Annotated in this window: 10 protein-coding genes, 7 tRNA genes and 1 rRNA gene; 5 read left to right on the forward strand and 13 right to left on the reverse strand. The window is 40.2% G+C overall.

Annotated features, from left to right (window positions below):
* Positions 1–105: 105 nt before the first annotated feature.
* The 3 genes from OCV61_RS18005 to OCV61_RS18015 are packed head-to-tail and all read right to left on the reverse strand — an operon-like array spanning position 106 to position 856.
* Positions 106–279 carry a hypothetical protein gene (locus tag OCV61_RS18005; protein ID WP_262583400.1) on the reverse strand — a complete coding sequence of 58 codons (174 nt, stop codon included), beginning with the start codon at positions 277–279 and terminating at the stop codon, positions 106–108.
* The gene (locus OCV61_RS18010) at positions 276–512 is read right to left on the reverse strand and encodes a hypothetical protein (RefSeq protein ID WP_158422907.1); all 237 of its coding nucleotides are present in this window, start codon (positions 510–512) and stop codon (positions 276–278) included. Before OCV61_RS18010 ends, OCV61_RS18005 begins: the two co-directional genes overlap by 4 nt.
* 32 nt (positions 513–544) lie before the next feature.
* A complete protein-coding gene (locus tag OCV61_RS18015) occupies positions 545–856 on the reverse strand; it encodes a hypothetical protein (RefSeq protein WP_158422908.1) in 312 nt (103 codons plus the stop codon).
* Between the two features lie 272 nt (positions 857–1,128).
* On the opposite strand from OCV61_RS18015, the gene OCV61_RS18020 reads away from it, so the two are divergent.
* Positions 1,129–1,683, forward strand: coding sequence for a hypothetical protein (locus OCV61_RS18020; protein ID WP_158422909.1), 555 nt, complete (start codon positions 1,129–1,131; stop codon positions 1,681–1,683).
* On the opposite strand, the gene OCV61_RS18025 is transcribed toward OCV61_RS18020, so the two are convergent.
* Positions 1,680–1,865, reverse strand: a complete 186-nt coding sequence (locus OCV61_RS18025) for a hypothetical protein (RefSeq protein WP_158422910.1) — start codon at positions 1,863–1,865, stop codon at positions 1,680–1,682. The two genes, OCV61_RS18020 and OCV61_RS18025, sit on opposite strands and share 4 nt — an antisense overlap.
* A gap of 16 nt (positions 1,866–1,881) precedes the next feature.
* Entirely contained in the window at positions 1,882–2,067 is a 186-nt protein-coding gene (locus tag OCV61_RS18030) for a helix-turn-helix domain-containing protein (protein ID WP_158422911.1), read from the reverse strand.
* A gap of 270 nt (positions 2,068–2,337) precedes the next feature.
* On the opposite strand from OCV61_RS18030, the gene OCV61_RS18035 reads away from it, so the two are divergent.
* The 4 genes from OCV61_RS18035 to OCV61_RS18050 all read left to right on the forward strand — a co-directional run bounded on the left by OCV61_RS18035 (position 2,338) and on the right by OCV61_RS18050 (position 5,457).
* Positions 2,338–2,751, forward strand: coding sequence for a helix-turn-helix domain-containing protein (locus OCV61_RS18035; protein WP_158422912.1), 414 nt, complete (start codon positions 2,338–2,340; stop codon positions 2,749–2,751).
* Between the two features lie 9 nt (positions 2,752–2,760).
* Positions 2,761–3,189 carry an ImmA/IrrE family metallo-endopeptidase gene (locus OCV61_RS18040; protein ID WP_158422913.1) on the forward strand — a complete coding sequence of 143 codons (429 nt, stop codon included), beginning with the start codon at positions 2,761–2,763 and terminating at the stop codon, positions 3,187–3,189.
* Between the two features lie 13 nt (positions 3,190–3,202).
* A complete protein-coding gene (locus OCV61_RS18045) occupies positions 3,203–4,036 on the forward strand; it encodes a type II toxin-antitoxin system PemK/MazF family toxin (protein WP_262583405.1) in 834 nt (277 codons plus the stop codon).
* Between the two features lie 326 nt (positions 4,037–4,362).
* Positions 4,363–5,457: a tyrosine-type recombinase/integrase gene (locus OCV61_RS18050; RefSeq protein WP_158422914.1), complete on the forward strand. Its 1,095-nt coding sequence runs from the start codon at positions 4,363–4,365 to the stop codon at positions 5,455–5,457.
* 140 nt (positions 5,458–5,597) lie between these two features.
* On the opposite strand, the gene OCV61_RS18055 is transcribed toward OCV61_RS18050, so the two are convergent.
* The 8 genes from OCV61_RS18055 to OCV61_RS18090 form a co-directional block, all read right to left on the reverse strand.
* Positions 5,598–5,670, reverse strand: a tRNA-Lys gene (locus OCV61_RS18055).
* Between the two features lie 34 nt (positions 5,671–5,704).
* Positions 5,705–5,777 (reverse strand) — tRNA-Phe (locus OCV61_RS18060).
* 5 nt (positions 5,778–5,782) lie between these two features.
* Positions 5,783–5,856: transfer RNA gene (locus OCV61_RS18065), tRNA-Met, on the reverse strand.
* Between the two features lie 24 nt (positions 5,857–5,880).
* Positions 5,881–5,953: transfer RNA gene (locus tag OCV61_RS18070), tRNA-Thr, on the reverse strand.
* Positions 5,954–5,997: 44 nt separating this feature from the next.
* A tRNA-Tyr gene (locus tag OCV61_RS18075) sits at positions 5,998–6,079 on the reverse strand.
* A gap of 10 nt (positions 6,080–6,089) precedes the next feature.
* Positions 6,090–6,162: transfer RNA gene (locus tag OCV61_RS18080), tRNA-Val, on the reverse strand.
* A 30-nt stretch (positions 6,163–6,192) separates the two neighbouring features.
* Positions 6,193–6,266: transfer RNA gene (locus OCV61_RS18085), tRNA-Asp, on the reverse strand.
* Between the two features lie 62 nt (positions 6,267–6,328).
* Positions 6,329–6,419 (reverse strand): 23S ribosomal RNA (locus OCV61_RS18090); the annotation flags it as partial.

Consider the following 6,419-nt stretch of genomic DNA (forward strand, 5'->3'; position numbering starts at 1 on the left):
TTTTTTCAACTTTGATCATTGACTTTTCCTTTCTGCACCTCTACAATGAAAGTGCTAAACTGTTTATGTCCATTTGGACACTGGATCCTGTTGAGCCCTAACTCTTCAGGATCCTTTTTTATTAGGTTCTGGTTCCATCGCCACCAGGATGATCCAAGTGGCCACACTTAGTGCAATTGCGCCCATCCATCTAGTTCCTTCCCACTGCCAAATTGGCAGGTAGGTGGCCAGCGTGCCGATCACACCGGCCGTGATGGTGTCTTTAAGCATTTGGCTCATGCTACTCCACATCCTCTCCTTCTCATTGCGGAAACCTCCGCTTTCAGCTTCCGGAGGCGCCACGCATCAAACTCCTCTGTGTCGAACATGATCTTGCTGTTCGATGCCCCAGGGTTCATTTTCCAGGCAAAGTTATTGTCCTGACTTCTATACGCCTCGATAAAATATTTTTTCGGCAGGCCGGTGTATTCGGCCAATTCCTTTAATGACATGACTTTTTTCGGATATGTCATGTTGATACCTCCTTTTTGTTGACTTTATTGATCTACCGTTCATCCTGCACAGATACTGGTTCAGTTTTACACTGTGTCTGCGCAGCGTAATTAAATTCTGTCCGTATCATTTTTCTGATCTTTTCCAGGTTTTCTGCTTCCAGGATTTCTGCCGCATCTATGGTTACATCTGCAATAACCGGCATATCAATAGGGCTTCTATTTTTATAATTCATAAGCCGTGATATGTCCCATCCACCCGGTTGCTTTATTGTCAGTCTCACCAAACAGTCTGGTCCTTTCCCATTAACTAAGAAAATCCCATTTTTGTAATCAATAAAAATGTTGTCTATTCTTTCAGACACGCTCTCTCACCTCCCCGCTCAAATTGTTCTGCCAATTGTCATTGCGATCATCACCACTCTTCTCACAATATTCCTAACAGCCTGGCTATCCCCATCCCTATAAAGCTACCGATTATCCCTCCGATAATCGGTAATACAATTTCATTAATACCGTTCTTCATCTATCTCACCTCCTCCGGCTACACTTTCTGCCGTTGACTTTTCTTTCTTACTCACCTATTCTTTATGTATAGGGTGCCTGCACACCTAATACATGAGAAAGAAGGTTACATATGTTTAATGAATTTATCTCCAAATTGACACCATCAGATATTATTCAAATTTTAGGAATAATAACTTCGTCTTTAACCGCCATAGTTGCGATCATTATTTCTTTAGTCACTCTGCGGCAAAATTCGAAAATGCTCGAAGATAGTTCCAGGGCAATTATTTCTATCTATCCCCAATTTATAAATGCTGGAACCACTATGTTATTCATGGTCATAAAAAATTTTGGCAATTCTCCAGCTATTATCCAAAAATTCGATTATGATTTTGATTTTACTGATTGTTACAAATTCCGTTCAGATCGTGATTACCTAAAAGACTTTATTGGCTGCTCTTTAGCCCCTGGACAATCACGTATATGTAGTCTCGATTATGAAAAATTAACTCGACCTGTAACGTTTTCTTTAGAATATCAATCAGGTCCTAAAATATATCATGAATCCCTCACTGTTGACTTACAGGCAGGCGTGAACATTCCTGCCCCTAAAGTTGCTACACCCGGAATGGAGCTCAAATCCATTTCATATACTTTGCAAGAAATGCTTCAAAAGAACCTTTAGTCTATTTTCTGTATGCTGCTGAATTCCCCCAAGACACTTTCTGTTTTTCCTAATACAATTCTTGCTTCATCACAAGATAATCCAGCTTCGGAGAGTTTGTTTACTATATCAGTGACAAGTTCTCCGATTTTTTCTCCCTGTAAAACTTTTCCGTTATTTAATTGAACACTCTGGAACATCATTCCTCTCACCTCCCTGTTACTTCTCCAGAAGTTTCTTAATCGAAACACCTAAATAATCGGCTACCTTCTGTACCTTCCAAACACTTGGCTCAAATTCATTCCATTTGCAGATACTTGAATTTGAAAAACCAAGATCTCGTTCCACCTGTCTAATAGAAATATTTTTCTTTTCACAGATTGTTCGGATGTTGTCGTAAATCAACTTTAAGCCTCCCTTCAACTATGTTTAATTTGTGAGCCATAATAGGTATAGAGTGATAATATAGCTCTTGCTCTAAAGATGAAAATATTCAACATTGTTATTGACTTTTCGATGAAAATATTCTATTATACTTGTAACCAAACAAAGAAAAAATAGAACATATTCATCTGAACAGGCTTTTGTTGAATTTATTCATCTGCTAATTATGATTATATGAATATATTCATCATTTGTCAAGCCTTTTGTTGAATTTTTTCAGAAAGGACTAATATGAATTTATTCAACCGTATAATTTCGCTTTGTGATAAACGCGGAATTAACCAATCTGATTTAGAAAAAGAGCTTGGCTTCGGAAAGGGAACTATTTCTAAGTGGAAATCTAATCCTAACCCCAGCGCAGAAAAGCTATTATTAATCGCAAACTACTTTGATGTAACTACTGATTTTCTTCTAAAAGGAATTGATGATAATGGACTGACTGAAAAAGATAACAAAGATATCTCAAAAGACTTAGACAATATCATGGAAAAGCTAACATCTGGTGAGGATGGCCCTGCCAGCTATAATGGTGAAGAGCTTAGCCCAGAAGCTGCTGAACTTTTCCGTGATGAATTGGAAATTGCATTAAAACGACTTAAAATTATTAACAAGGAAAAATATACCCCTAAGAAATACAAAAAGTAGGTGAGATACTTGAATCGTAATATCAAGAAGATTGTTTCTTACTGCAAAAGAAAAGCAGGAACATCAGACCCTTTTGCTATTGCTGATCAGTTCGGTATTCTATACCAGATCTGTGATCTGCAGTTCGAGGGATGCTATATGTTCCTAAAGAATCACCGCTACATATTCATTAATCAGAATCTTCCAGAGCACGAACAACATCTGGTTATGGCTCATGAACTCGGACACGCCATCCTGCACCGGAAAGAAAACTGCTACTTTATTAGAAACAAAACGCTTTTGTTAAATTCCAAGAAAGAAATCGAAGCCAATCTCTTTGCAATGGAATTGCTATTATCAGATTCTTTTTTGGAAGAATACAAGGAGTTTACTGTTGAACAGATATCCAGGCTGACTGGGTATCATAAAAGATTAATTGAATTACGAATACATAATTAAGGAGAAATATTCCGTGTCTGCAAAATTCTCAAAAGAAGATGTTATACAAAATAAAAAGCAAGCTATAAAAGATCTAAATCATATGTTGGAAGGTTTTATCAATGATCCAACTGGTCAGCGTTTAAAGAAAGCTAATTTACTTTCATATTGGCTTAAAGATTATGTTCGAATGGTTGATTTTGAAGAAACCTTTGACCCCAAAAGAAATATTGCCTACAAACGTGGTGATATTGTCAAACTAAATTTTGGTTTTAATATTGGCAGTGAATATGGCGGATTGCACTATGCCATTGTAATTAACAATAAAAACCCTCACAACTCCTCCGTTGTAACGGTTATACCTTTGACATCCCAGAAAGGTGATGCTCCTGTGCATCATAACGATGTCGAATTGGGCAATGAGCTGTATCGAAGTTTAAAGTTAAAATATGACACTATCGCTCAGCAAGTTCAAGCTGAATGTGAGGAAATTGATAAAATGTTAGGATTAATCAATATCTTAACCACGGCCATCGATGCTGCACTCGCAATACCTGCTGGCTCTCCAGAAGCTTCTGAGGCTGCTTCTGCCGCTCAAAAATATATGGAAATCGCTAATGATTTAAAAGCAGACTGGCAAATAAAATCAGAACAAAATCAAAAGGAATCGAAACAGCTTGAAAAAATAAAAGCTGAAATAGATCAAATGAAAACTGGTAGCATTGCCTTAGTAGATCAGATTACAACTGTTAGTAAAATAAGGATCTATGACCCAAGAAATGCGTATGGCGTCCTATCTGGAATTCGTTTATCACCTGAGTCCCTTGATAGAATAAATAGTAAAATAAAAGAATTATTTGTTTTCTAGTATTTTTTTTCTTGACCGCGAGTATAATATAATATATAATGTATGTGCTGTCAGAGAGTAATATCTCTTGCAACAGAGCCTATAGGGCATAAAAGAAGACAGATTTACATTATGTGAAGACCTCGCAGTTAATGCGGGGTCTTTTACGTTATAAAAGAAAAACCGCCCCAGTGTTACCAGCACCAGAGCGGCCTATACATCCGAAGATGTACCCTATTTTCAGCAAAAATATTGTATCATCTTCGGGACAGTCGCACAAGACGGAACATCTGTGTGCCTGTTATTTTTGTACCCATTTTTAAGAAAAAAGAGAGGATGATAGTAAAATGGCTAATACCAAATACACACAGGACAAGTATGGCTACTTCCAGACAAAAGTCTGGGACGGTACTTACAATGAAAATGGCACAAAGCACCGGATCACCCTGCGTTCTAAGAAGTCCAGCAGGGATCTGGAACGGAAAGCAAACGCTATGGCCGAAGCAGTCAGAAACAGATCTTACATCCGGCAGTCAGATATATGTGTCCAGGAATATGCCAGACGCTGGCTGGGTGTGTACAAAACCTGCCGCGAAGGAAATACCAGGGCTATGTACCAGAACATCATAGAGCGGCACTTAATCTCCCTGGCAACGGTCAAAGTAACAGATCTAATGCGGATCCATGTCATGCTTGTCCTCAATGAAGCTCATGGCAAGAACCGGACTCAGGAGCAGATCCTGATGACCATGAAGCAGATTGTGAAGTCCGCTATATCAGACAAGCTGCTTGCTGCCGGAATCTTTGATGAAATCTTTTCCGGGGTCACAGTAAAAAAGATCCGGTCGGAAAAGCGTCCATTGACCGACTGTGAGAAGAAAGCCGTATTCCTGGCAGACCTGCAGCCGGCGCACAAGGCTTTTCTGTATCTGATCTACGGCTGTGGCCTCCGCCGTGGGGAAGCTCTTGCCCTGTCAAGATTTGACCTGAATTTCCGTACACATACAGTCACGGTCAATAAATCTCTGGCCTTTTCCGGAAACGATCCATACATCAAAGGCACCAAAAACGGAAAAGAGAGGACCGTTCCAATTCCATCCAGGATCTGCAGATATCTTGAAAACTACTGTCAGGATATAGGAAGACCCCAGTTATTTACCACCAAAGGAAAGCCTTACATAACAAAATCATCTTACAACAAGATGTGGGCTGCTATCCTGTCTGCTCTAAAAGCAGCGGGAGCTGACACAGATGGCCTGACCGCCCATGTATTCCGCCACAACTACTGTACCAACCTGTGCTACCAGATCCCGATGATCAGCATTAAGCATATTGCTGCCCTAATGGGGGACACAGAAAAAATGGTGATTGAAGTATACAACCATATTATTCTTGAAAAAGAGGATACTGTTTCAGCCATAGAAAAGGCTTTGGAAATGTGAGAAAAATTGAGACATAAATGAGACATATCAGTTTTATGAGACACTTTTGAGACATGCAAAACGCATTATTTTTATTCACCTGTAAAATAGAAAAAATCCGTAAGCCCTTGTAAATAAAGGATCCACGGACATTCTTCAAATGAGACATCGGGGATTCGAACCCCGGACAACTTGATTAAAAGTCAAGTGCTCTACCAACTGAGCTAATATCCCATATTCTTTTTATTAGCTTTTTAGTCAAAGCTAATGCCCAGAGCCGGAATCGAACCAGCGACACGAGGATTTTCAGTCCTCTGCTCTACCAACTGAGCTATCTGGGCATAAGTAGCGGGAATAGGATTTGAACCTATGACCTTCGGGTTATGAGCCCGACGAGCTTCCAGACTGCTCCACCCCGCGGCATTATTAAATTTGAAATTAAAAAGCCGATGATCGGACTCGAACCGATAACCTGCTGATTACAAATCAGCTGCTCTGCCAATTGAGCCACATCGGCACGTAACCGTCTACTGGCCACTTATGAATAATTATTTATTCAAGTGGATGGAGAAGGATTCGAACCTTCGAAGGCGTTGCCAACAGATTTACAGTCTGCCCCCTTTGGCCACTCGGGAATCCATCCATGATATCTATGGGACCTATAGGGCTCGAACCTATGACCCTCTGCTTGTAAGGCAGATGCTCTCCCAGCTGAGCTAAGATCCCATATTATTTAATTCGCTGATTACTCAGCAACGACCCGGAAGAGACTCGAACTCTCGACCTCCGCCGTGACAGGGCGGCGCTCCAACCAACTGAGCCACCGGGCCAGATTATTGTACCTTCAAAACCACATACATGCTGACATCCTTTAGAATCTTTAACCTGCTTTTTGGTCAAGCCCTCGACCGATTAGTACTGGTCAACTCCGTACATTACTGCACTTCCATCTCCAGCCTATCTACCTCGTCGTCTTCAAGGGG

The organism is Blautia ammoniilytica (assembly GCF_025566965.1).
GTDB classification, from domain to species: Bacteria; Bacillota; Clostridia; order Lachnospirales; family Lachnospiraceae; genus Blautia_A; species Blautia_A ammoniilytica.

Excerpts from the sequence above, each read along its gene's own strand:
- OCV61_RS18005 (WP_262583400.1), bottom strand. The coding sequence starts at position 279 with ATGAGCCAAATGCTTAAAGACACCATCACGGCCGGTGTGATCGGCACG.
- OCV61_RS18010 (WP_158422907.1), bottom strand. The coding sequence starts at position 512 with ATGACATATCCGAAAAAAGTCATGTCATTAAAGGAATTGGCCGAATAC.
- OCV61_RS18020 (WP_158422909.1), top strand. The coding sequence starts at position 1,129 with ATGTTTAATGAATTTATCTCCAAATTGACACCATCAGATATTATTCAA.
- OCV61_RS18025 (WP_158422910.1), bottom strand. The coding sequence starts at position 1,865 with ATGATGTTCCAGAGTGTTCAATTAAATAACGGAAAAGTTTTACAGGGA.
- OCV61_RS18035 (WP_158422912.1), top strand. The coding sequence starts at position 2,338 with ATGAATTTATTCAACCGTATAATTTCGCTTTGTGATAAACGCGGAATT.
- OCV61_RS18050 (WP_158422914.1), top strand. The coding sequence starts at position 4,363 with ATGGCTAATACCAAATACACACAGGACAAGTATGGCTACTTCCAGACA.